The organism is Caulobacter sp. P1_D6, from assembly GCF_056406095.1.
Genome location: NZ_JBFUAW010000039.1, coordinates 1 through 24,190, shown reverse-complemented (window position 1 = coordinate 24,190; position 24,190 = coordinate 1). Strand labels below are relative to the sequence as shown.

Below are 24,190 nucleotides of genomic sequence, written 5' to 3'. Positions count from 1 at the left end.
CTTACCAAGAAGATCCCACCGGTCGCCGGACACGGAAGCGCCGCCGGTTGGGGGGAACCGGCGGCGCGGGCCCGCCGGGGGGCGACGGGCGATTCCGCGTCGGACGCTCCAGAAAATCGGTCTGCGTCGCGCGGGGTCGGCATGGGGGGCTGCCGACAGGATCTAGATAGGAAGGCCATTTGGGAATTTAAGTCCCCTTGGCCGACTTCTGTTGCGAAGACGGCGTGGATCCCGCCTTTTTGTCCTGCGGAGCCTTGACGGGGGCGCCAGGCGGCTTGCGATCCAGGCCCGCGCCGCTGGGGTCGCCGTCTTCCGACAGCAGGATGGCGATCCAGCGCGTGCCGTCGAACTGGGCCAGGATCAGCATCGCCGCCACGGTCAGCGGCGTGGACAGGAACATGCCGGTGACGCCCCACAGGGCGCCCCAGACGGCCAGGGACAGCAGCACGACGGTGGGGTCCATGTTCAGGGTGTCGCCCTGCATGCGCGGCAGGATCACGTTGCCGACGATGAAAAAGATTCCCTGCAGCGCGCCGAAGAGGATCAAGGCGGGCCACAGGGTGTGCGGAAACTGCACCAGGGCGAAGAGCGGCGGCAGGAAGCAGCCGACCGCCCCGCCCAGGATCGGGATGTAGGCGGCTACGAAGATCAGGAAGGCCCAGAACGCCGCGTTGTCCAATCCCACCAGCATCATCACCACCCATGCGGCGACGGCGATGATCAGGCCGGTGACGGTCTGGATCCACAGATACTGCTCGACGCCGTTGCGGATGCGCTGGAACAGCTGCATCGCCCCGTCGCGTTCGGCGTGCTGCGGGAACAGCGACACAATCTTGCGGCTGAAGCCGCGGCGTGAGGCGATGATGAACCCGAGATAAATAAGGACCAAGACAGCGTTCGACGCGAAGTTCTGCAGACTCTGGGCCGCCGCGCCGGCGTACTTGCTGGGATTGAGCTGATTGATCAAGTCACCGATCGTTGGCGCCACCTTGATCCCGACCAGCGAGGCGACCTTGGCGATCACCTCGTTCAGGCGCGGGGCGTATTCCCGCATCTGAACCACGAAGCTGGCGCCGTTCGACGTGACGACCCAGACCGCCAATCCGAACAGAGCTATCGACAGGAGGATGGCGGCGGGCAACGCCAGGCGTTTCGGGAATCTCGGCACACGCTCAAGCAGCACGCGGGCGAAGCTGTCGATCATCACGGCCAGGAAGACCGCCATGGCCAGAGGCGTGAGAATGCCGCGCATCCAGTACAGGGCCGCGGCGCCGGCGACGACCGCCAGGAACACCAGGGCGTTGCGACCGGTGATCGAGGGGGAAATGGACATCGGCGGAATCTCTTTCTCGAGCGTCTGTAATAAGACTGACGCCACATTGCGCGAGGCGATTGGCGCGGCGCAAGGCCGAGGCTAGGCTTAAGCCCTCAATGTGAAGGACGTTGCGTATGACCCTGGCGATCGGCGAAGGCGAAATCCTCATCGGGCTCAGCCAGGGAGGACCGGCCGACGGGCCGGTGACCCAGCGCCTGGACCGCTCCAATCGCCACGGCGTGGTGGCGGGCGCGACCGGGACCGGCAAGACCGTCACCTTGCAGGTCATGGCCCAGGCCTTCTCGGACGCCGGCGTCCCGGTGTTCGCCGCCGACGTGAAGGGCGACCTGTCGGGCATCGCCGCGCTGGGTGCGCCCAACGCCAAGATGCAGGAGCGCGCCGCCTCCATGGGCCTGACCCTGACCCCGGCCGCCCCGCCGGTGGTGTTCTGGGACCTGTTCGGCCAGAAGGGCCACCCGATCCGCACCACCATCTCCGAGATGGGTCCTGTGCTGCTGTCGCGGCTGCTCGAGCTCAACGACGTCCAGGAAGGCGTGCTGACCGTGGTTTTCCACGTCGCCGACCAGGACGGCCTGCTGCTGCTGGACCTGAAGGACCTGCAGGCGGCCCTGAAATACGTCGCCGACCATGCCGCCGAGATCGGGACGCAATACGGCAACGTCTCGCCGGCCACGGTGGGCGCGATCCAGCGCAAGCTGCTGACCCTGCAGAGCCAGGGGGCCGAGAACTTCTTCGGCGAGCCGGCCCTGAAGCTGGCCGACATCATGCGCACCGACGTCGCCGGTCGCGGCTACGTCAACCTGCTGGCGGCCGACAAGCTGATCCAGTCGCCCAAGCTCTATTCGACCTTCCTGCTGTGGCTGCTGTCGGAGCTGTTCGAGGAGCTGCCCGAGGTGGGCGATCCCGACCAGCCCAAGCTGGTGTTCTTCTTCGACGAGGCCCACCTGCTGTTCAACGACGCGCCCAAGCCGCTCTTGGAAAAGATCGAGCAGGTCGTGCGGCTGATCCGCTCCAAGGGCGTGGGCATCTATTTCGTCACCCAGAACCCGGCCGATATTCCCGACGCCGTGCTGGGCCAGCTGGGCGCGCGGGTGCAGCACGCGCTGCGCGCCTACACCCCGGCCGACCAGAAGGGCCTGAAGGCCGCCGCCCAGTCGTTCCGGGAGAACCCGGCCTTCGACACCGCCGAGACTATCCAGGCCCTGGGGGTCGGCGAGGCGCTGATCTCGACCCTGGACGTCAAGGGCGCGCCCTGCGTCGTCCAGAAGACGCTGATCCGTCCGCCGGCCTCGCGCCTGGGTCCGCTGACGCCGGAAGAACGCGCCGCCCTGATCGCCAAGAGCCCGGTCGCCGGCCTCTACGACACCACGCTGGATCGCGCCTCGGCCTACGAGACCCTGCAGGGCCGCGCCGTCCAGGCCCAGCAGCAGGCGGACACGGCCGCCGCCCAGGCCGAGGCCGAACGCCAGCGGGCCGCGGCGGAAAAGGTCAGGGACCGGGAAGAGGCCCGCGAAACCCGCGCCGCGCCCCGTGCGCGGGCGTCCAACCGCCAGTCGATGGCCGAGGCGTTCGCCGTGTCGCTGATCCGCACCGTCGCCAATCAGGCCGGCCGCGAGATCATGCGCGGCCTGATGGGCAGCATGTCGCGGCGGCGGTAGGGCTAGGCCGCCTTGCGGCGGCGCGGCTTCTTGGCGGCCGGCTTGTACGCCGAGGTCGCGCTGGCCAGGGTCCAGGCGTCAAGCGCGTCGACGGGCGACGGTCGGCCGATCGCATAGCCCTGCAGTTCGGCGCAGTTCTCGCCGCGCAGGAAGTCGATCTGTTCCTGGGTCTCGACGCCCTCGGCCACGCACGGGATCTCCAGGCTGCGGCCCAGGCCCAGCACGGCGCGGACGATCACCGTCGCGCGGTCGTGGCGGTGGATGTTCTCCACGAAGCTCTTGTCGATCTTGATCTTGTCGAACGGGAACGACTGCAGGGTCGACAGCGACGAGAAGCCGGTGCCGAAATCGTCCATGGCGATGCGAACGCCCAGGGCCTTCAGCCGGCGCAGGTTGTCCAGCGCGCGCTGATAGTCCTTGAACAGGGCGCTTTCGGTGATCTCCAGCTCCAGCCGCTTGGGCGACAGGCCGGTCTGCACCAGCACCTCGTGTACCAGGGTCGGCAGGTTGGGCTGGTTCAGCTGCAGCGGCGACAGGTTGACCGCGATGCGCAGCGGACGCTCCCAGGTGACGGCGTCGGCGCAGGCCCGGCGCAGGACCCATTCGCCCAGCTGGGCGATCAGGCCGTTCTCCTCGGCGACCGGAATGAATTCCAGCGGCGGGACCATGCCGCGCACCGGATGGTTCCAGCGCACCAGGGCCTCGAAGCCGCAGACCTCGCCGTCGGACGCCTTGGCCAGCGGCTGGTAGTAGACGATCAGCTCTTCGTCGGCGATCGCCTGGCGCAGTTCGCGGGCCATGGTCCGGCGCTCGCGGATCGACTCGTCCATCTCGCGCTTGAAGAAGCGGTAGGCGCCGCGACCGCTTTCCTTGGCGCGGTAGAGCGCCATGTCGGCGTTGGCCAGCAGGGCCTCGGCGGTGCGGCCGTCGTCGGGGAACAGCGACACGCCCAGGCTGGCGCCCATGGCCAGTTCCTGGCCTTCGTGGGTCGCCGGGACGGCCAGGGTTTCCAGCAGTCGGCCCGCCAGCTCGGCGGCGGCGGCGGGCTGGTCGCCGGCCGCGACCTGGACGACGATGAACTCGTCGCCGCCGAGACGGGCGGCGAACGACGGCGCGGTCAGGCTGTCCTGCAACCGACGCGCGGTCTCGACCAGCAGGGCGTCGCCCGCCAGGTGACCGTGCAGGTCGTTGGCTTCCTTGAAGTGGTCCAGGTCGATGCAGATCAGCGACAGGCTCTCGCCAGAGGCCTCGACGCGGTCCAGGGCCGCGGCCAGCTTGGCCTGCAGCGAATTGCGGTTGGGCAGGCCGGTCAGGCCGTCGTGTTCGGCCAGGTAGCGGATCTTCTCCTCGGCCGAGCGGCGCTCGCGCAGGTCGCGGACGGCCAGCACGGTGAGGCCCGAGGTCTCCTGCCGCGCGCCGTCGTCCATCAGGCGCGAGAACACCTCGACCGGGATCGCGCGGGCGCCGTCGGCGGGCTGCAGCACGCCTTCGCGACGCACGCCTTCACGGGTGGGCGCGTCGGTGTCGAAGGTCAGCAGGTTGGACAGAGGCGTCCGCAGCAGACCGTCCAGCTCGACGCCGGCCAGTTCGCAGAACGCGGCGTTGGCGTCGTTGATGCAGCCGTCCTGGACCACGACGATGCCTTCGTAGGCGGCGTTGGCCAGGCGGCGGATGCGGTCCAGAGCCGAGCGGCTGGTCGAGGACTCGATCGCCACCGCGCCCAGGCCGCCCAGGATGATCATGCCGGTGATCGAGGTCACGGCCAGGGTCAGGATCGCGCCCGACAGCATCTGGTCGGGCACGTTGATCGACGGATCGGGGACGATGGTGATCGCGCCCATGCCGATGAAGTGCAGCGCGCAGACGCCGACGGCGAGAACGGCGCCGCCGCCCGCCTGTGCGAGCATGGTGCGAGCCCGCCCCGCGAACTGAAGGGCGCCCGCCGCGCCGATGACGCCGGCCAGCACGGACAGGGCGATCATCGCCTGCTCCCACTGGACGAAGCCCTGGGTCACGAAGGCGGACATGCCGGTATAGTGCATGGCGGCGATGCCCATGCCGAGGATCAGGCCGCCCGCGAAATCGTTGGTGCGCGTGCGCTGGGCCGAGGCCACGGCGAAGCCGCCGGCCATGAACAGCACCGCGATCATCAGCGACAGCAGGGTGCCGGAGGGGCTGTAGCCGGTCTTCAGGCCGGGGCTGTAGGCGACCATGGCGATGAAGTGGGTGGCCCACACGCCCGAGCCGGACACCAGGCCCGTCAGCAGCAGCCACGCGGCGCGAACAACGCCCTTGGCCCCGCGCATGCGCGAATAGAGGCGGAACGCCGTGAAGCACGCGGCGAAGCAGATCAGTCCGGCGACCACGACCAAACGCAGGTCATGCTCTGTCGTCAGGCAGGTCAAAACCTTCAGCACGCGCAGGTCCCCCAGGGAATTCGTCCTATGAATACCGGGGAAGATGCAAAAAAAGCGTTGCGCCGGAAAACGCGCCGCCGAACGGGGCTTTTTACAGTCCCGCCCGCGCCGCGTGCCAGCGCCAGGCGCTGTCGAGAATGGCGTCCAGGTCTCGGCTGGGCGACCAGCCCAGCACCCGCTTGGCCAAGCCGTTCTCGGCGACCAGCACCGGGGCGTCGCCCTGACGGCGCGCGGCCTCGACCACCGGCAACGGCCGGCCGGACACGCGCTTGACGCCCTCGATCAGTTCACGAACCGTCGTGCCGTGGCCCGTGCCGAGGTTGAAGCTCCCCGTCTCGCCGCCGGCCAGCAGGTAGCGCAGCGCCAGGACATGGGCGTCGGCCAGGTCGAGCACGTGCACATAGTCACGCACCGCGGTGCCGTCGCGGGTGTCGTAGTCGTCGCCGAAGATCGTGAAATGCTCCCGCCGCCCCAGGGCCACGTCGATGGCCAGGGGTATGGCGTGGGTCTCGGGCTCGTGCCACTCGCCGATACGGCCTTCGGGATCGGCCCCTGCCGCGTTGAAGTAGCGCAAGGCCACGCTGCGGAAGCCGACATAGCGGGCGTAGTCGGCCAGGGCCTGCTCGACCATCAGCTTGCTGCGGCCATAGGGGTTGAGCGGGGCCTGAGGATGGTCTTCCGCCATCGGCAGGCGCACCGGATCGCCGAAGGTGGCGCAGGTCGAGGAGAAGACCAGCGCCTCGACGCCCGCCCTGCGCGTCGCCTCGATCAGGGAAATCGCCCCGCCGACATTGTTGTCGAAGAACTTGCCGGGGTTCTTGACCGACTCGCCGACCTCGATGCTGGCGGCGAAGTGCAGGACGGCGACCGGCTTGTGGGCGGCGAACACCGCGTCCAGCCGCGCGCCGTCGCGGATGTCGCCGACCTCGAGCGGGCCCCACTGGACATGCTCGCGGTGACCGTTGGACAGGTCGTCGAACACGACGGGTTGGAAACCCTCCTGCGCCAGGCGCAGGCAGGTATGCGATCCGACGTAGCCCGCGCCGCCGGCGACCAGAACTGATTTCACCACCACGCCCCCGGGTTCATGAAAGGCCGCCCCCGGCTCGACGACCGCGGACGATGCGCTCGACGCTAGAAGAACCGCTCGCCGATACGGATCGTGTCGCCCGGCGCGGCGGTCGTGCTGGGATCCAGCGGATACTTGCGTTCCTCGGACTCGCCGTTGCGCTTGATGAAGACCTTGCCCTTGTCGGCGCGATAGGTGAACCCGCCCGCCGTGGCGACGGCGTTGAGCACCGTCAGTCCCGAAATATAGGGATAGGTGCCGGGCTTAGAGACCTCTCCCAGAATATAGTAGGGCCGGAAGTTCAGCACCTCGGCGCTGACGCGCGGCTCCTTCAGGTAGCCGTCGCTCAACGAGTTCTGCACAGCCTCCTGAAACTGTCGAACGGTCAGGCCCGAGGCCTTGACCTCGCCGATCAGCGGCAGGGAGACCATCCCGCTGCCCGTGACGAAAAACTCGCCCGACAGCGAGGTCTCGCCATAGACCGTGACCCGGACCTTGTCGCCCGAACCCAGTTGATAGTCCGGCTCGACGGCGGCGACCGGCGGAGACCCGGGGGCGACAACGGCGGCCGGCGGCGCGGTCTGGACTTGGGCGATGGAGGGCGCCGCGCCGAAGGTAACAGCGGCGATAGCCAACAGGGCCATCACTGAAAGGTGGATGCGTCGCACGACGGGCATCGATGACATCTCAAAAAAGCGTTCGTCCCTGTTCACGCGTCATGGCACGCGGACAATGCAGCGACAAGCTCTCACACCTAGGTTCTGTGAGACTTTCGAGCTTGAAGGATCACCGGTGAACCTTCCGTAAGACGAACGGCCGTCAACACGCCCGTCGCATAGGCGCCTGTGTCGACATTAATACGCGAGGGACCAATGAACGGCTCTTCGTCGGGCGTATGCCCATGGACGACAACGTAATCCAGGCGGTGGGGTTGCGACAGGAAGTCACCCCGGATCCACATCAAGTCTTCCGGATTCTGACGGTCCAGCGGCACGCCTGGGCGAACGCCGGCGTGGACGAACAGATAGTCGCCATAGACCGCCGAGAGTTCCAGACCTCGCAGGAAGGCCAGGTGCTCCGACGGAAGGTTCCGTTGCAGCGCCACCTGGACCTCATGCCAGACCTCGGGCTCGGCGCGGGAAGCCGGCCTATTGACGCCGTAGGAGGTCAGGGTCTCGCCGCCGCCGAACTCGACCCAGGCCGGTCCGGCCTCGGGGTTCTCCAGGAACGACAGCATCGTCTGCTCGTGATTGCCCATCAGGGTGCGGACCTGGAAGCCGTCGCGCGCCGCCATCGCGCCGAGCTCGATCAGCCGGTCGATCACCCCCTTCGACATCGGGCCGCGATCGACATAGTCGCCCACGAAGACCAGCACCGGCTGGTCGCCGCGCTTCAGGGCGTGGAAATCGCGGACGATGATCTCCAGCAACTGGTCCAGCAGCTCGAGCTGACCATGAACGTCGCCGATCGCATAGACGGCCGGGCCGCCCGTCGAGACCGCTCGGGCGGCTTTAGCCCGTGGCCGAAAGAGTCTGAACACCATCACCTGACCATCGCGCCTGAGGGCGCTGGATTGACGTGGGCAACCTGCCCCAAACGCGCCCCGCCTTCAACTCGCGAACCCATTCGTTACCGATAAATAAACCACACCATTAAAGGCGCAATTTACACCCCAATTACTTGTCATTAATCTTAATATCCAAATAACTATGCTAGTTGACCGTTAAACTACTAAGTTATTTGAGCCGATATTTAGGCCTGAAGAGCAATTTAGTCTCGAATTAATTGTCGAGACTGGCCATGAATATCCGCTCCATACTTCTTAAATGCAGCAGCGCCGTGGTTTTTCTTTCGCTGACCACGGCGGCGCATGCGGAACGACTGGCGTTCATGCCTTTGGGCGAGAGCGCGGCCCCGCCGCCCGGCTTCGTCGATCTTTGCCAACGGGACGAAAGCGCCTGCGGAAGCGGCGCAGCGGCGCCGGCGATGACGCTCGCGGCCTCGACCAGCTTTCTGACCACCTCGTCCATCGACGGCGCGCCGTCGGTCGCCCAGTTCGCGGTCGACGCGGCCGACAGCGGCCCCGCCCTGCTTCAGGTCGAACAGCTGCAGGCCTTCACCCCGACCATCGACCTCACCTTCATGCCCGCCGGCGTGCTGGAGAGCGCGGACCGCCAGATGGCGGAAGCCGTCGCGCCCGTGGCCCTGGCCGAGGCGACCGCGCCGAGCCAACCGCCCAAGCCCGCCTTCCTGGACAAGTCGCGGATGAAGCTGGTCAACACGCTCAACCGCGACGTCAATCGCGAGGTCCTGAAGGCCAATGACTTCGACCTCTACGGCCTGCTGGAGTTCTGGTCGCTGCCGCGCGTGATCGACGGCAAGATGTATGGCGATTGCGAGGACTACGCCCTGGAGAAGCGGCGCCGGCTGCTCGCGGCGGGCGTCCCGGCCGAGGCCATGTCGATGGCGGTCGCCGTCACGGCGCGCGGCGAGAGCCACGCTGTCCTGCTGGTCCGCTTCGAATCCGGCGACTGGGTCCTGGACAACCTGACCCCCTGGGCCACCCCTTGGGGCGACCTGAACTATCGCTGGATCGAGCGCCAGGCGCCCGGCTCGCTGGAGTGGAAGAAGGTCGCCTGAGGCGACGGCCGAGGCGTCGACGGCGGCGATCCCCCGGATCGCCCCCTCACCTCATCGCCTCGCGACCCTCATCATCCTACGGCATGAGCGCTAGAGGCCGGCCCAAACGGAAAACGCCCCGCGGAGGACCGCGGGGCGTTTTCGCATAGAGATGGATCGCGTTCTCAGATGAAGTAGCGAACGGCGGCGATCAGCCAGATCCACAGACCTGCGGAGGCCAGAGCCGCCAGGCCAAGGCCGACGGCGCGCGGCCAACGGCGCGTGACGCGCGGTTGGGCGACGTTCAAACCGACGAAAGGCGTCTGGGCGGGGATCATGGACATGGCGGTCTCCTTGCCATGAACACTAACGGGTCAGCCCTAAACGTCATTTAACGGACAAGGTTTAGGCAACTTAACGATTATCTATGGTTAGCGATTGGTTTATTGGCGACGCGGCAATTCCCTTGCGCTAAAAGCTGCGTGACGATCTCGGATGAGGTTCCGCGATGAGTAGGGGAGCAGTGCGGTGAACGGGGGAGCGAACACTGAAGTGCTGAAACACGACACTGCGGAATTTATTTCTCCAGTGGCGGCGGATCCCATCAAGCGCGTTTGCGACATTTTGGCGTCAGCTCTGCTATTGGTTTTCTTCGCGCCGGTGCTCTTGCTGGCCGCGCTGCTTATCAAACTGGAATCGCCGGGCCCGGCGCTGTTTCGGCAAACCCGAGGCGGCCTGAACGGGCGCACGTTCACGATCTTCAAGCTGCGCTCGATGCGCGTCGAGGAGAACGGCGACAAGGTCGTTCAGGCCCAGCGCAGCGACGATCGCGTGACCAACATCGGCCGCCTGATCCGCGCCAGCAGCGTCGACGAGCTTCCCCAGCTGATCAACGTGCTGCGGGGCGACATGTCCCTGATCGGGCCCCGTCCTCACGCCCAGGCGCACGACACCTATTACGGCGCCCTGATCCCGACCTATCACCTGCGCTTCCAGGCCCGACCGGGCCTGACGGGCCTGGCCCAGATCAGCGGCCTGCGCGGCGGCACCACCGACGTCGAGGAGATGGTCGCCCGCGTGAAGGCCGATGTCGCCTATATCGACAACTGGTCGCTGATGTCGGACCTGCGGATCGCCCTGCTCACCGTCCCCCACCTGCTGCTCGCCAAGAACGCCTACTGAGGCTTGGCGGCCCGGGCCGGGCCGCTAGTTCAGAGACGTCTTGGGCTCCAGCCGGAGCACCGTGATCTGCAGCGCCATGCCGACCCGCCCGGCCGGGTTGTGCAGGCTGTTGGCCATGGCGATGAATTGCCGCTTGGCCGGTCGCCGACGCCACTCCGCCTGCATCTGATAGATCGTCTGCTCCCGTGTCGGGGCGCTCAGCCGATTCCAGTTCTCGTAGGCGAACAGCGTACGCTGCTTGAACAGGCTGGTCTGCAGCGGCGCGACGGCGAACGAACGCTGGAGCGCCTGATCGGCGGGCACGTCGCGATGCAGCGCCGCGTCGACGGCCGCCCGCCTCAGCCACGCCGCGCCTGACGCCGGTCGCATGGCGAGTTCGCGCGTGCTCAACCGGTCGAGCCGCTGAAGTTGTTCCGCCGACGGACCGGGCTTGGCCAGGCCGATCTCGACCGCTCGCGCCAAGGCGTCGGCCGGGGCGGTCGGCCAGTCGGCCAGGTCCCCGCCCGCCTTGCCCGCAACCAGGGGCGCGGCCGCCAGCAGGGCGACCAGCCCGACCACCAAGCCCCCGCCCGCGGCGACGCCGACGGGCCATTCGGGCGCCTTGAGGGCCTCCCGCGCGCCCCGGCGGCTGGCCACCATGCCGCCGACGACGCCGAGGATCAGGGTCGCCAGGGCCTGGATCGCGGGAACCTGCAGCGCGAAGTCGGTGATCCCGTGAAGCAGGAACGCCACGGCGGCGCAGAGGGTGGCGCGGCACCAGATCCCCGCCGTGTCGGTTCGGAAGCCGCCCTTCAGGATCGGCCAGGCCAGCCAGAGGAACAGGGCCAGCATCGCGATCGAGCCGACGACGCCGCCCTCTTCGAGCCACTGGAGGTAGAGGTTGTGGACGGCGCGGACCTCGAACAGGACCGGCAGGCTCTCGCGGGTCATGACCAGCTGGTTCACGGTCGGAAAGGCGCCCAGGCCAAAGCCGCTCCAGGGCGTGGCGCGGAACGCCTCCCAATGGATCGCGCTGATCGTGGCGCGCAGGTCCGCGTCGCGTCCCGCGACGCTGAGGCGTTCGGCCAGGCCGTCGACGCTGCGCAGGGTCAAGGCCGCGATCAGCAGCATCGCCGCGACCGAACCCAGGATGACGCTGGCGCGCGCCCGGTGACGCTGGGACAGGGTCTCCCAGATCAGGAAGAAAGCCCCGCCGACCAGGACGGCCGCGATGCCGCCCCGTGAGGCGGTGAGCAGCAAGGCCACGGCGAGCGCGGCGGAGGCGATCACGGCCAGGACCATCATCAGGTCTGGATTCCTCAGGCTGATCAGTCCCCCGCTGCGCCGCAGACGATGGGTCACCAGCCCGAAGGACAGCAGCAGACCGCCGCCCAGCACGGTCGCGGCGCTGTTGGGGCTGAGCAGGGTGGCCGCGAGCCTCGTGGCGCGACGCACCGATACCTGGTCGAGGAACGCCGCGGCCGCATAGGCCGCGACCGCGAACACCGCCGCGCGGAGGAACCAGCGGGCCCGCGCCTCGGACAGACCCATGATCCGACCCGTGACGAACAGGCAGGCCAGGCCCAGGAATCCGATGACATTGAGCGCGACGGCCGACCGGTCGAGGGTCAGGCTTCCGGCGGCTCCGGGCAGATAGGACCAGGCGGGATGGGGACCGTCCGGCCCCCAGGGCGTCAGCGGCCAGAGCACGGCCGCCATCAGGGCGGCGAACAGGATGGCGGAGACCTTCCAGTCCTTCAGCCGCCGAAGATCCCGGCGGGCCCAGGCGGAGGTCGCCAGCAGGAGGACGAGGAAAGCGGCGTAGAGACAGGAGAACAGCGCCGCCACGCCGACGTCGCTGGCCCCGAAGGCCATCACGGCCAGGAAGACCAGGCCGAGCAGCGCGACGGCCCAGAGCTGTTCGGAAAGCTCCAGGCGCCTGCCGCCGCCGCGGGGTTCGGCCTCCGATTTCGACGGCGGCCGCGCCGCCAGCCTAGTCCGCATAATATTTGCGATAGCTCTTGTAGTAGTAGTTGGCGTCGCCGTAGCCGTAGCGGGACTGGGCGTTCAGATCCATCTGGGTCAAGGCCACGCCGGCCAGGAAGATCCCACGGCCCTGAAGCAGCGAGACCGCCGAGGTGATCGCCTTGACCGGCGTCTTCTTCCAGCGCGCCAGCATCACGACCGCGTCGGCATGGGGCGCGAGGATCCGGGTGTCGGCGACAGCCAGCAGCGGGGCGGTGTCGAGCAGCACCACGTCGAAACGCTGCCGCAGCTCCTGCAGGAGGCGCAGCATGGCGGCCGAGCCCAGCACGTCGCGCGGCGTATAGGCCGACTTCGCCAGGGGCAGGACCTGCGCGCCGCTGGCGTCGGTGACCAGGGCCTGGTCCAGGGTGCAGACCCCGTTGAGGACTTCGATCAGTCCCTGGGCCGGAACGGTCGGCAGGAAACGGTTGATCGCGCTCTGGCGCAGATCGCAGTCGACCACGACGACGTTGGCGCCGGAGGTCGCCAGCGTACGGGCCAGCGAGAAGGTGGTGGTGGTCTTGCCTTCGCCCGGCAGGGACGAGGTGACCAGGATCACCTTCATCGTTTCGCCGACCTTCGAGAACAGGATGGCCGCCCGCAGCTTGCGGAAGCTTTCGGCGAAGCTCGAAAGCGGCTTCTCCAGCAGATAGTCGGCCGGGTTGATCTTGCGCGCGGACTTGGCCCCGTCGATGGACGAGCTGAGCAGCGGCACGGCGCCGAGATAAGGCAGGCCCAGGCGGCGTTCGACCTCATCCTCGGTGAACACCCCGGCCATCAGGATCTCGGCCAGGACGATGGCGGCGCCGCCGGAGGCAAGGGCGAACACCAGGCCGAGCGCCAGGTTCAGCGATGGCTTGGGGTAGCTCGGCGAGGACGGGATCTTGGCCCGCGACACCACGCGGGCGTCGGCCTGCTCGATGCCCTGGTTGGTCGAGGTCTGCTTGAAGCGGGCCAGCAGGGATTCGTAGAGGGTGCGAACCGACTCGGCCTTGCGCTCCAGTTCACCCAGGCGGATGCCGGCGCGGTTGTTGCCGGCCAGGGTGCCTTTCGACGCCGCGACGCTGCCGGCCATCGAGCCGGTGCGCTGCCGCGCGACCTGGGCCTGGGCCTCGAGGTTGGAGATGATGCGGCGGATTTCGGCCTGGATCTGGCTGTCGATATCGGCCAGCTCGCGCTTGGCCTTCAGCAGGTCGGGGTGGCGATCGCCGTAGCGGCCGCCGAGATCGGCGACCTTGGCGCTCTGCTCGGCGCGCTGCTGGCGCAGCTGCTGAACCACGGGCGAGCCCAGGGACTCGCCGACATCTTCGCCGTTGCTGCCGCGCGCCAGCTGGCTGCGGGCGATGTTCAGGCGGGCGTCGGTTTCGGCTTGCGAGGCGCGCGCGCTGGCGAGCTGCTGGTTCAGGCCGGAGATTTCCTGCTCGGTGAGGGTCGCGCCCTCGGCGCTGAGCAAGTTGTTGGCGATCTTGTACTGCTGGACGTCGGCCTCGGCCTGTTGCAGCTGGCCGCGCAGTTCGCCGACCCGGGTGTCCAGCCACTCGTTGGCCTTCTTGGTCGCCTCGAACTTCGCTTCGAGCTGTTCGGTCAGATAGAGATCGGCGAAGGCGTTGGCGATCCGGGCGGCCTGTTCCGGATCCTTGTCGGTGTACTCCACCTGGATGATGTAGGTCAGGCCCGAACGACGGACGGCCAGGTTCCCCAGCACGCGATCGACCACGGCCTCCTTGCGGCGCTGGACCTCGTCGGAACTCGGCGCGGCGGTCGGCGCCATGGCCTTCTTCACCCAGGGAAGCCACGAAGCGGGCCCGCTGGCCCCCTTCAGGCTGGGATTGAACGCCGGATTCTCTTCGAGCTTCAGCGCCTCGACCACGCGGCCGGCCAGCGATCGCGAACGCAGCACCTCGACTTCGGTGTCGACGACCGAGGAGTCCGCCGGAAGACCCGACAGCACCGCGTTCATGTCGGTCACCTGTTCCTTGCGGACGTCGAGCATCACCTGCGCGCCGGCCGTGTAACGAGGCGTTTCCTGCAAGGTGTAGAGCAGCACCGCGACGAAGACAGCCAACGCCACGGCCGCGAACAGACGGAGTCTGCGGCGGAACGTGGCGATGATGACGTTCAGGTCAAAAGGCAGCCCCGATTGAAAAGGGGCCGCTTGCTGAGTCTCGAAGGCCGAGCCGTCCATGGATACTCTCATAATCAGACGGGGCTAGCCGGACGCGTCGTTTAGAACTGCAGAGCGAGGGAAGCCGCGATCTTGTTATCGTCGAACGACGAGGACCTGGCGGTCCCCTTGGAGTCCTGCTTCAGGAAACTGTAAGACAGAACCAGGCCGACGTTACGATTCATCAGATAGGTTGCGGAAGCATTGAACCCGGTCCGCTTATCATTGCGGTCGATGGAACGGTAGTCGTCCTTTTCGTAGTTCACCAACGCCGAAAGCAGAACATTGCGCATCAGTTCGTGGTCAATTCCGGCCCCAACTGTGGCGGCGATGTAGCCTTGCGAACCGACCGCGACCGATTCCTCGATCGTGCGGGCGCCGTTCAGGGTCACCGTCGTCAATTGGGTCGGGAACCACTCCACACGCCCCAGGGCGTTGAAGCCGTCGATGTCGGTATAGATCGGGTTGTCGTAGGACTGCTTCATGTAGCCGCCCTCGAGGCTGCCGCGGATGACCTGCGACAGTTCGAAATTGGCGCCGACCGTGGCCGTGTAGCCGTCCGAGTCACGACCGGCGATCGCCAGGTCGTAGTCCTTCTTGTTGCCCATGACCGCCAGGAACAGGGCGGTGTCGGGGCTGACGGCGTATTCGGCCTTGCCGCCGAAGCGGAACTCGTCGCGGTCGCGGGTGTCTTGTTCGATCACGCCGCCGGCGGCGTTCTTCGCGTCCTTGTAGTCGTAGGCCTTGCTGTTGAACGAGCCCAGCAGCCGCAGACGGTTGAATTCCTTGACGCCGGCCACGTCGGCCGTGGTCAGGGTGTATTCCACCGGCGAGACGGCCGCCGCGAACGAGGTCGGAGCGGTGCGCGGCTCGTACAGGTCTTCGTACCGCAGCGATCCGGTGATGTTGGAGCCGCGCTCGATGTCCAGTCGGCCGTTGACGCCCACCGTGTACTCTTCGGTGTCTTCCGAGCCGAAGTCGGCGTAGCGGTTGATCGAGGCCGAGGCGTAGGCGCCCAGGGCGTGACGCGACCAGTTCGAGCGCGCCGCCACCTCGGGCTTCACGCGCCAGATCGTGTCGCTCTCTTCGTCGATCGCCGTGGCGTAGATGTTGTCGTCGCGTTCCGCTGACAGGGTCACGCGGGGATAGACCGTGAAGCCGCCGGTTTTGATGCCGATCGCCTCATAGTCCGGCCGGGGCCGCTGACGGACGCTGACGTTCTTGTCGCGGCGGAAGTTCGACGAGACGGTCGAACCGACGCTCTGATTGTCCTGAGCCGACGCGGCGCAGGGCACGACAACGGTAAGAGCGACCGCGACTGCGGCCGAAGTGAAAAGTTTCATATTCTTATCCCCACCTTCGGAAGCCGGTCGGTTCCTTCAGGACAAACACACCAAGACCAAAGAAACGCGACCGAACGAGCCGTTATCGGCTTTTAGCTGCCGCAGTAGGCAGCGATGACGCCAGCACAAGGATCGTAGGCCGCGGGAGCAGGACCACCGCCGCCCGTGCCTTGAAGGCTGACCAGAACGCTGACGCCGTTGCCGCCGTCGGTCGACGCCGTGACGGTCGCCGATTGGCCCGTGGCCTTCAGCTGAGCGACGACGGCCGGCGCGTTGGCGACGGCCTGGGCCATTTCCGGCGAGATGCTGGCGGCGATCGCGATGGCGACGCCGGCGCTGATGATGCCGTTGGTCACGGCCAGGATCAGGGCGGCTTGGATCACTTCCGGCGTAGCGCCGCTCGAGGCCAGGGCCGCGGCGACCGCGGTCTGGATGGCGGTGAGCTTCTCTTGCGCGGTGAGGTTGGCGAACCCGGGGGCGGCGGCGGCCTGACGGGCGGCGGCCGAGATCACCGCCTGCAGCGACGCGGCGGTCGGCGCGGTTGCGGCCGGCGGGGTCTGGGCGAAGGCGGTGTGCACGCCCATGGGCGCGACGACCAAGGCCAACCCAGCGATGACGGCTCCTAGATGACGCGATGACATGGGACGTATCCTAGTTAAGATTTCGCCAACCCTATAATGCGGCATTTGCGAACACTCCAGCCTTATCTGTGAGTCAACGCCGGCAAGAAGCCAGATTCTTTTGGCCTGATGTCTCTTCGCCCAATTGGGGAGCGATTCTTAGTCAACACGCTGAAACAGCCAGCATGGTAAACGCCAGTCTTAGGTACATAGTCACCCGAGGCCAGTTCGTTCCCTCTGGAATTTCGCCCTGAGCGAGAATTCATGTTTCTTCATCAGTGATAAAAATTTCGATTATTTGTCACTGATATGCAAAACGGGCGTTATCGATAACCCCAACCTGCGCGCGAGCTCCGAGCGGATTCCGGCCGGTCGGCGCGCTCGATCGGTGGCCCGGCCGGGAGGGCGGCCCCTTTGACGCACTGCAACATAACACGGCCCACATAACGGCGCTATACGTTGTGTGGGGTGTCGCCGCTTCCGCATGAGCTGTAACGGCGCCTCGACACCCTAGGCGTCGGCCTTGCGTCGCGACAGCTGATGCTCGCGCCAGCTGATGAACAGGGTCGAGACCACGACGACCGCCGCGCCGATCAACACCCCCGGGCTCGGCGTCTCGTGGAACAGCACCAGACCCGCGATCACCGCGAACACCAGGCGGGTGTAGTCGATCGGCGCCATCACCGCCGCCTCGCCCGCCTCCATGCCCTTGATGTAGCAGCCCTGGGTGAGGGTGCCGATCACGCCCATCAGGGCCAACAGCCCCAGGTCCGGCAGGCTGGGCCAGCGCCAGACGAACAGAGCCGGCGGGATCGAGAAGACCAGGCCCAGCCCCGCCGCGTAGACCAGCAGGGTGAAGGGCGAGTGGTCGCGGGTCATCACCTTCATGCCGGTGATGGTCAAGGCGAACAGCAGGGCCGAGGCCAGGGCCGCGGCCTGCGGCCAGCCCAGCCAATGGGCCGCGCCGGCCCCGCCCGGCTTCAGCATGATCAGCACCCCGACGAAGCCGACCAGGGCCGCCCCGATCCGCAGGGGACCGACAGGTTCGCGCAGCACCAGCGCCGCCAGCGGCACGAGCCAAAGGGTGCGGGTGAAGGACAGGGCGTTGGCGTCGGCCAGCGGCAGTTCCTGATAGGCGTAGAACGCCAGGATCATCGCCAGCACCCCGGCGCTGGACCGGAAAACCAGGATGCCTGGCCGGGTCGTCCGCAGGGCGCCGCGCCAATCGCGGGCCACCAGCGGCAGCAGGATGATCGCTCCGGCCAGTTGCCGGTAGAAGGTCTGCAGCGCGGCCGGATAGCCCGCGCCCAGATACTTGATCAGCGTGGTCATGGCGGTGAACAGCACCGCCGAGGCCAGCATCCACAACGCGCCGCGCAGGTTCGGCGTCAGCCGGGCGCCGAACGCCCGGCCGGCGGTGATCAGGCTCACTGAGTCTGCGCAGCGACCATCGCCGCCCGCATCTGCTCGGCCTGTTCCGGCGAGATGCCCATGGCGGACAGCAACGGCGAGGGGGCGGCGCGGTCCCAGGCGTGGCGGCCTCCGATCGTGACGCCGCCGTCGACCACGATGTGGGTCCCGGTCACGAACTCGGAATCGTCGCTGGCCAGGTAGAGCGCGGCGCGGGCGATGTCCTCGGGCAGGCCGGCCTTGGGGATCGGCTGGATCTTCGGCCCGACCTCGGCGACCCGGGCCGCCATCTGGTCGGCGACCTCGCGCGGCAGCCCCATCGAGGCGCCGAAGATCGATGTGGCGATCAGCCCGGGGCAGATGGCGTTGACCCGGATCTTCAGCGGCGACAGCTCGGCCGCCGCGCACTTGCTCATGTGGATCACCGCGGCCTTGGCGGTGGAATAGGCCAGGGGCCCGAAGCCCGCCTGCAGGCCGGCGATCGAGGCGGTGTTGATGACGCTGCCGCCGCCGCGCTCCAGCATCAGCGGCAGGGCGTGCTTCATGCCCAGCACCGGGCCGCGCAGCAGCAGGGCGAAGGTGGCGTCCCAGCCCTCGGCGGTCATGTCGGCCACGCCGTTGGGCGCCCCGCCCATGCCGGCGTTGTTGAACAGGATGTCGAGGCCGCCGAACGCGTCCTTGGCCAGCTCCACCGCGGCGGCGATCTGGCTTTCATGGGTGACGTCGCAGGGGGCGAAGCGGACCTGGTCGGGGAAACGCTTCTCCAGCATCTCGCCCTTCTCGGCCTGCAGGTCGGCGGCGACGACCCTGGCGCCCTGGGCCACGAACAGTTCCACCGTTCCCAACCCGATGCCCGAGCATCCGCCGGTGATCACCGCAACCTTGCCGTCCAGACGTCCCGTCATGCGCCGCTCCCATTGGCCGCGCGCGACCTCTGGAGGACGGGCCGCTGCGTCAGGCGCGACTATCCTGGCGCGGCGACGCGCCCCTGGCCAGAACTAAGTGAACGGCGTTCAGGCTTGTTGGCGAGCCGGCGCCGACTGCAGCCGGTTGACCACCAGGCTGAACAGCAGCCAGACCGCGCAGGGCACGAGGAAGACGGCCCAGGCCAGGACGAGGCCGGCCAGGCCGAACACCGCCGCGACGCGTTGCGCGATATTGGGTCGCTCGGCCTTTCGGCCAGGCGACGGCATGTAAATCTTCAAGCTCATCGTCCCCCCAGAACGTCAGAGCGCGCCAAATCAGCCGCCCGCACGTATTCCGCGCGGAGGGCTTCGGAGCTATCGGGGGAAGCGGCCTGCCTCACAAGCGCTTTCCCCAAATCGCGTATAGCCGGACCCAGCAGGTGCCACGGCTCGACGCAGTAGCGGGTGAACAGGCGCTGGGGATCGACCATCAGTCGGAACAGCCATTCCATGCCCACCTGCCCCATCCAGCGGGGCGAGGCCAACTGGACGCCGGCCTCGTAGTCGAACGCCCCGCCGACCGTGAAGCTCACGCAGGGATCCAGCTTGGCCTGGTTCTCGAGGATCCAGATCTCCTGGCGCGGCATGCCCATGCCGACCAGCACGATGTCGGGCTTGTAGGCGTTGATCGCCTCGACCACCGCCTGGTTCTCGGCCGAGCCGGGGGCGACGTCGAAATAGCCGTGATGGGTGCGGATCTGCGCGCCGGGCCAGTCGGCCTGGATGCGGGCGGTCGCCTTCTCGCCGACGCCCGGGGCGCCGCCGACGAAGAACACCTTCCAGTTCTCCTGGATGGCCCGCTCCCAGAAGGCGTCGCGCCAGTCCAGATAGGTGCAGCGATGAAACCGGCGGCTGGCCCGGCCGACGATGCGGGCCCAGAAGATCAGCGGCACCGAGTCGACCTCGATCAGGTCTGACTTGCGGAAGAACTCGGCGATCTTCTCGTCCTTGCGGACCAGGTACAGGCTGTGGAGGTTGTGGTTGGCGACCACGGCGCTTTCGCGCGCGGCAATCTTGCCGGCCACGAAATGGAACACTTCCTCGGGACGGACCAAGTCCATCGACCCGCCGAGAACCTGCACGCGCTCTTCCGGGCGGCGGTTCAAACGGAAGTTCTGACGCACTTCTGGAGAGAAGGCGTCCCTCGCTGGAAGAAACATCTTGGCCCGACTCCGACGACTTGGAGCACAGGTCTACAGGAACAGGCTTAGCTATTTCCCAAGAAGGATGATTAGCGTCGCTTAACCTTGACGTCTCTGCTTGAAGAACGATTCACCATTTAAACATTTGGCAAGACGGGCGGACCTTCGATCTTCGAAGACTGTCGCTCGGAGAACATCGGTCCGCCCGCGTCGCGTTGTCGCAAATTATTCGTTGACGACCACGACCTTGCCCATGGCCTTGCGGCTGGACAGGTGGGCGATGGCGTCGCCGGCCTTGGCCAGGGGGAAGCGTTCGGAGACGTACGGCTTGATCTTGCCGGCCGCGTAGAGCGCCATCAGGTCCTTGACGTTCTGCACGTGGCCCTTGGGATCGCGGGCCACCGAGGCGCCCCAGAACACCCCGACGATGTCGCACGACTTCAGCAGGGTCAGGTTCAGCGGGATCTTCGGGATGCCCGACGGGAAGCCGATCACCAGGAAGCGGCCGTTCCAGCCGGCCGCCCGGATCGTGGCCTCGGAATAGTCGCCGCCGACCGCGTCATAGGCCACGTCCCAGCCGTTCGGACCGCAGGCGTCCTTGATCAGGGTGGCCAGGGCCTTCTGGCCGTCCTTGTCGAACGGGCCGCGCGGATAGACCACGCCGGCGTCGGCGCCGTGCTTGATGGCCAGGTCGACCTTCTCCTGGCTGGAGCAGGCGGCGATGACCCGCGCCCCGGCCGCCTTGCCCAGCTCGACCGCCGCCAGGCCCACGCCCCCGGCCGCGCCCAGCACCAGCAGGGTCTCGCCGGCCTTCAGATGGCCGCGGTCCTTCAGGGCGTAATATGAAGTGCCGTAGGTGAGGATGAAGGCGGCGGCCTCGTCGAACGGCATGTCGTCGGGGATCGGCGTGCAGCGCGCGGCGTCCAGCGCCACCTGCTCGGCCATGCCGCCATGGCCGGTCGAGGCCAGCACCCGCTGGCCGACCTTCAGGGTCGTGACGCCCTCGCCCAACGCGGTGACGACGCCGGACACCTCGCCGCCGGGGGCGAAGGGGCGCTCGGGCTTGAACTGGTACTTGTCCTCGATGATCAGCACGTCGGGATAGTTGACGCCGCAGGCCTTGACGGCGAGCACCACCTGGCCGGGGCCGGCGACGGGATCGGGAAGCTCCTCCAGCACCAGGGTCTCGGGTCCGCCGACCGCCTTGCTGAGCACCGCCTTCATCTCGCCTCTCCCGTCTTTCTTCGTTAAGAGCGCGGACGCTAGCGCAGGCCGCCCGGCCAAGGAAGCAGAATGTCAAACAAACGTTTTACTCTCGCCCTGCACGGCGGCGCCGGTCCCAAGCGCGGCCATGACTACAGCGTCGAGATCGCCCACATGCGCGGTCTGGTCGAGGCGGCGCGCGACCGGCTGGCGGCGGGCGCGGGCGCCTTGGACGTCGCCGTCGAGACCGTCGTCGCCCTGGAGGCCTCGGGCCTCTACATCGCCGGCAAGGGCGCCTCGCCCAACGCCGACGGCGAATACGAACTGGACGCCAGCCTGATGGACGGCGCCACCCTGCGGGCCGGATCGGTGGCGGCCCTGCAGGGCTTCGAAAGCCCGATCCTGGCGGCCCGCGCCGTGATGGAGAGGACCCCGCACGTCATGCTTGCCGGTGAAGGCGCCATGGCCTTCGCTCGCGAACAGGGACTGAAGACCATCGACGATCCCGCCACCTGGTTCACCCACGCCGGCGCGTTCGAAGCCAACCATGCGCCGGACGTCCTGCCCACCGGCACCGTCGGCTGCGTGGTCCGCGACGCCGAGGGGCGGCTGGCGGCGGCCACCTCGACCGCCGGGGTGTTCGGCAAGCTGCCGGGCCGGGTCGGCGACAGCCCGATCATCGGGGCCGGGGCCTGGGCCGACGGCCATGCGGCGGTGTCGTGCACCGGCCAGGGCGAATATTTCATCCGCACCGCCGTCGCCGCCCAGATCGCCCACCGGGTGCGGTTCGGCGGCGAGAGCCTGGAGGCCGCCGCCCGGGCCGCCATCCAGGGCGTGGCCGAGCTCGGCGGCCACGGCGGACTGATCGCCGTCGACCGCGAGGGGAACGTGGCCATGCCCTTCGCCTCGAGCGGCCTCAAGCGCGCGGCGCTGCTGCCGGATGGAACGATCGTCGCCGAAGCGTTCTAGACCGTCGTCGTTCGCCGTCGGAATCCGCTGCTTCGCCCAAGGCAAAACGGCGGACCAGGGACCGCCAATCGGCTCGGCGCATTGAACGCTGGATTCCCGATCGATAAGAGTGACCGCATGCATGAACACGCCGGCCGCCAGGCCCGACCTGAAGACCTGATCGATCTGGATGCGCTGACCCGCGCCTATTACGAGGTCCACCCCGATCTTTCGAACGTCGCGCACCGCGTCGCCTTCGGCACCTCCGGGCACCGGGGCTCGAGCCTGGACGCGGCGTTCAACGAGGATCACATCCTGGCGGTCGCCCAGGCGATCGTCGAATACCGCGCCGCCCAAGGGATCAACGGCCCCGTCTTCGTCGGCCGCGACACCCACGGGCTGTCGGAACCCGCGTGGCGCACGACGCTGGAGGTGCTGGTCGCCAACGGCGTCGAGACCCTGATCGACTCGCGCGACGGCTTCACCCCGACCCCCGCCGTGTCGCACGCCATCCTGGCCTACAACCGGACCCATCCCGGCCAGGCCGACGGCATCCTGCTGACCCCGTCGCACAACCCGCCCCGCGACGGCGGCATCAAGTACAATCCCCCGTCCGGCGGACCGGCCGGCGGCGAAGCCACCTCGGTGATCGCCGCCCGCGCCAACCAGCTGCTGGAAGGCGGGCTGAAGGACGTCAAGCGCATCCCGTTCGAGCGCGCCCTGGCCGGCGCCAAGCGCTACGACTTCCTGGCCCACTATGTCGACGACCTGCCCAGCATCCTGGACCTGGACGTCATCCGCGCCGCAGGGGTGAGGATCGGGGCCGACCCGCTGGGCGGCGCCAGCGTCGGCTACTGGGGCGAGATCGCCGATCGCCACCGGCTGGACCTGACCGTCGTCAACACCCAGGTCGATCCGCGCTGGGCGTTCATGCCGCTCGACACCGACGGCAAGATCCGCATGGACTGCTCGTCCTCGTCGGCCATGGCCAACCTGATCCAGGCGATGGCCGGCGGCGCGAAGTACGACGTCGCCACCGGCAACGACGCCGACGCCGACCGCCACGGGATCGTCACGCCCGACGCCGGCCTGATGAACCCCAACCACTACCTGGCCGCCGCGATCGCCTACCTGTTCGCCAACCGTCCGGCCTGGGGCGCGAACGTCGCCGTCGGCAAGACCCTGGTCTCGTCCTCGATGATCGACCGCGTGGTCGCGGGCCTGGGCCGCCGCCTGCTGGAGGTGCCGGTCGGCTTCAAGCACTTCGTGCCCGGCCTGCTGGACGGCAGCGTGGGTTTCGGCGGCGAGGAGTCGGCCGGCGCCTCGTTCCTGCGCCGCGACGGCACGGTCTGGACCACCGACAAGGACGGCCTGCTGCTGGCCCTGCTGGCCGCCGAGATCCAGGGCAAGACCGGTGCGAGCGCCAGCCAGCTCTACAAGGGCCTGACCGAGCAATACGGCGCCCCCGCCTACGCCCGCATCGACGCCCCGGCCAACCGGGCGGAGAAGGCCCGGCTGGGGGCCCTGAGCCCATCCGACGTCAGCGCCAAGACCCTGGCCGGCGAACCGATCACGGACATCCTCACCGCCGCCCCCGGCAACGGCGAGGCGATCGGCGGCCTGAAGGTGACGACGCAGAACGCCTGGTTCGCCGCGCGTCCGTCGGGCACGGAGGATGTCTACAAGATCTATGCGGAGTCGTTCCTGGGTCCGGAGCATCTGAAGTCGGTGCAGGCCGAGGCGCGTGAGGTCGTGGCCGGGGCGTTGAAGGGATGAAGTCCCTCCCCCCGTGGGGGAGGAGCTTTGGCGCGGTGAACACTTGCCCCCTACGGACCGCTTCGCGGTCGTCTTCCCCCAAAGGGGGAAGAGGGCGCGCGTTCTCCTCCGCCCCCTATGGGGGCGGACAGACCGCGAAGCGGTCAGGTGGGGGCAAGTGTTCGCGGGCACGGCGCTGCATGCTCACGCGGTCTCCCGCTGAGGAAATGGAAAGGGTCGCGGAGCGCCGGACGACGTCCGGAGATCTTTGAATGAATACCGTTTCGACGAAGCCAGTCGCTCCGCGCCATCGTTATCCGCCAGCATCCGGTGGGCAGCCCTGTTGAGGCTTAGC

At 67.8% G+C, this 24,190-nt stretch carries 20 protein-coding genes; 5 read left to right on the top strand and 15 right to left on the bottom strand.

The window, feature by feature from the left end:
* Positions 1–187 precede the first annotated feature (187 nt).
* Entirely contained in the window at positions 188–1,333 is a 1,146-nt protein-coding gene (locus tag AC1DYP_RS20035; protein ID WP_477047819.1) for an AI-2E family transporter, read from the bottom strand.
* Positions 1,334–1,449: 116 nt separating this feature from the next.
* Between AC1DYP_RS20035 and AC1DYP_RS20030 the strand changes: the two genes are divergently transcribed.
* Positions 1,450–2,994, top strand: a complete 1,545-nt coding sequence (locus tag AC1DYP_RS20030) for a helicase HerA-like C-terminal domain-containing protein (RefSeq protein ID WP_477047818.1) — start codon at positions 1,450–1,452, stop codon at positions 2,992–2,994.
* Positions 2,995–2,996: 2 nt separating this feature from the next.
* Here AC1DYP_RS20030 and AC1DYP_RS20025 read toward each other — a convergent pair whose 3' ends face one another.
* From AC1DYP_RS20025 to AC1DYP_RS20010, 4 genes are all read right to left on the bottom strand, one after another.
* Positions 2,997–5,426, bottom strand: a complete 2,430-nt coding sequence (locus AC1DYP_RS20025; protein WP_477047828.1) for an EAL domain-containing protein — start codon at positions 5,424–5,426, stop codon at positions 2,997–2,999.
* A 76-nt stretch (positions 5,427–5,502) separates the two neighbouring features.
* A complete protein-coding gene (gene galE, locus AC1DYP_RS20020) occupies positions 5,503–6,480 on the bottom strand; it encodes a UDP-glucose 4-epimerase GalE (RefSeq protein ID WP_477047817.1) in 978 nt (325 codons plus the stop codon).
* Between the two features lie 65 nt (positions 6,481–6,545).
* A complete protein-coding gene (locus tag AC1DYP_RS20015) occupies positions 6,546–7,157 on the bottom strand; it encodes a polysaccharide biosynthesis/export family protein (RefSeq protein ID WP_477047816.1) in 612 nt (203 codons plus the stop codon).
* A gap of 77 nt (positions 7,158–7,234) precedes the next feature.
* On the bottom strand, positions 7,235–8,023 hold the full coding sequence (locus AC1DYP_RS20010) for a metallophosphoesterase family protein (protein ID WP_477036223.1): 789 nt from the start codon (positions 8,021–8,023) through the stop codon (positions 7,235–7,237).
* 443 nt (positions 8,024–8,466) lie between these two features.
* On the opposite strand from AC1DYP_RS20010, the gene AC1DYP_RS20005 reads away from it, so the two are divergent.
* The gene (locus tag AC1DYP_RS20005; RefSeq protein WP_477047815.1) at positions 8,467–9,120 is read left to right on the top strand and encodes a transglutaminase-like cysteine peptidase; all 654 of its coding nucleotides are present in this window, start codon (positions 8,467–8,469) and stop codon (positions 9,118–9,120) included.
* A 164-nt stretch (positions 9,121–9,284) separates the two neighbouring features.
* Here the strand turns inward: AC1DYP_RS20005 and AC1DYP_RS20000 are convergent, their stop codons facing one another.
* Entirely contained in the window at positions 9,285–9,443 is a 159-nt protein-coding gene (locus tag AC1DYP_RS20000) for a hypothetical protein (RefSeq protein ID WP_477047814.1), read from the bottom strand.
* Positions 9,444–9,627: 184 nt separating this feature from the next.
* Between AC1DYP_RS20000 and AC1DYP_RS19995 the strand changes: the two genes are divergently transcribed.
* Positions 9,628–10,281: a sugar transferase gene (locus AC1DYP_RS19995; protein ID WP_477047813.1), complete on the top strand. Its 654-nt coding sequence runs from the start codon at positions 9,628–9,630 to the stop codon at positions 10,279–10,281.
* A gap of 24 nt (positions 10,282–10,305) precedes the next feature.
* Here AC1DYP_RS19995 and AC1DYP_RS19990 read toward each other — a convergent pair whose 3' ends face one another.
* The 9 genes from AC1DYP_RS19990 to AC1DYP_RS19950 form a co-directional block, all read right to left on the bottom strand.
* Positions 10,306–12,264 (bottom strand): O-antigen ligase family protein, encoded by a 1,959-nt coding sequence (locus tag AC1DYP_RS19990; protein WP_477047812.1) that lies wholly within the window; start codon positions 12,262–12,264, stop codon positions 10,306–10,308.
* Positions 12,254–14,470 carry a GumC family protein gene (locus tag AC1DYP_RS19985; protein WP_477047811.1) on the bottom strand — a complete coding sequence of 739 codons (2,217 nt, stop codon included), beginning with the start codon at positions 14,468–14,470 and terminating at the stop codon, positions 12,254–12,256. The genes AC1DYP_RS19990 and AC1DYP_RS19985 overlap by 11 nt, the downstream gene beginning before the upstream one ends.
* A gap of 41 nt (positions 14,471–14,511) precedes the next feature.
* Positions 14,512–15,792, bottom strand: a complete 1,281-nt coding sequence (locus AC1DYP_RS19980; protein ID WP_477036229.1) for an outer membrane beta-barrel protein — start codon at positions 15,790–15,792, stop codon at positions 14,512–14,514.
* A 92-nt stretch (positions 15,793–15,884) separates the two neighbouring features.
* Positions 15,885–16,397, bottom strand: a complete 513-nt coding sequence (locus AC1DYP_RS19975) for a hypothetical protein (protein ID WP_477047810.1) — start codon at positions 16,395–16,397, stop codon at positions 15,885–15,887.
* A gap of 525 nt (positions 16,398–16,922) precedes the next feature.
* Positions 16,923–17,834 (bottom strand): DMT family transporter, encoded by a 912-nt coding sequence (locus tag AC1DYP_RS19970; protein ID WP_477047827.1) that lies wholly within the window; start codon positions 17,832–17,834, stop codon positions 16,923–16,925.
* A 5-nt stretch (positions 17,835–17,839) separates the two neighbouring features.
* A complete protein-coding gene (locus AC1DYP_RS19965; protein ID WP_477047809.1) occupies positions 17,840–18,727 on the bottom strand; it encodes an SDR family NAD(P)-dependent oxidoreductase in 888 nt (295 codons plus the stop codon).
* 108 nt (positions 18,728–18,835) lie between these two features.
* Positions 18,836–19,033, bottom strand: coding sequence for a hypothetical protein (locus AC1DYP_RS19960; protein WP_477047808.1), 198 nt, complete (start codon positions 19,031–19,033; stop codon positions 18,836–18,838).
* On the bottom strand, positions 19,030–19,947 hold the full coding sequence (locus tag AC1DYP_RS19955) for a WecB/TagA/CpsF family glycosyltransferase (RefSeq protein ID WP_477047807.1): 918 nt from the start codon (positions 19,945–19,947) through the stop codon (positions 19,030–19,032). The genes AC1DYP_RS19960 and AC1DYP_RS19955 overlap by 4 nt, the downstream gene beginning before the upstream one ends.
* A 207-nt stretch (positions 19,948–20,154) precedes the next feature.
* Positions 20,155–21,153 (bottom strand): NADPH:quinone oxidoreductase family protein, encoded by a 999-nt coding sequence (locus tag AC1DYP_RS19950; protein ID WP_477047806.1) that lies wholly within the window; start codon positions 21,151–21,153, stop codon positions 20,155–20,157.
* A 69-nt stretch (positions 21,154–21,222) separates the two neighbouring features.
* Between AC1DYP_RS19950 and AC1DYP_RS19945 the strand changes: the two genes are divergently transcribed.
* Positions 21,223–22,101 carry an isoaspartyl peptidase/L-asparaginase family protein gene (locus AC1DYP_RS19945; protein ID WP_477047805.1) on the top strand — a complete coding sequence of 293 codons (879 nt, stop codon included), beginning with the start codon at positions 21,223–21,225 and terminating at the stop codon, positions 22,099–22,101.
* A gap of 117 nt (positions 22,102–22,218) precedes the next feature.
* Positions 22,219–23,856, top strand: a complete 1,638-nt coding sequence (gene pgm, locus AC1DYP_RS19940) for a phosphoglucomutase (alpha-D-glucose-1,6-bisphosphate-dependent) (RefSeq protein ID WP_477047804.1) — start codon at positions 22,219–22,221, stop codon at positions 23,854–23,856.
* The last annotated feature ends 334 nt before the right edge of the window (positions 23,857–24,190 follow it).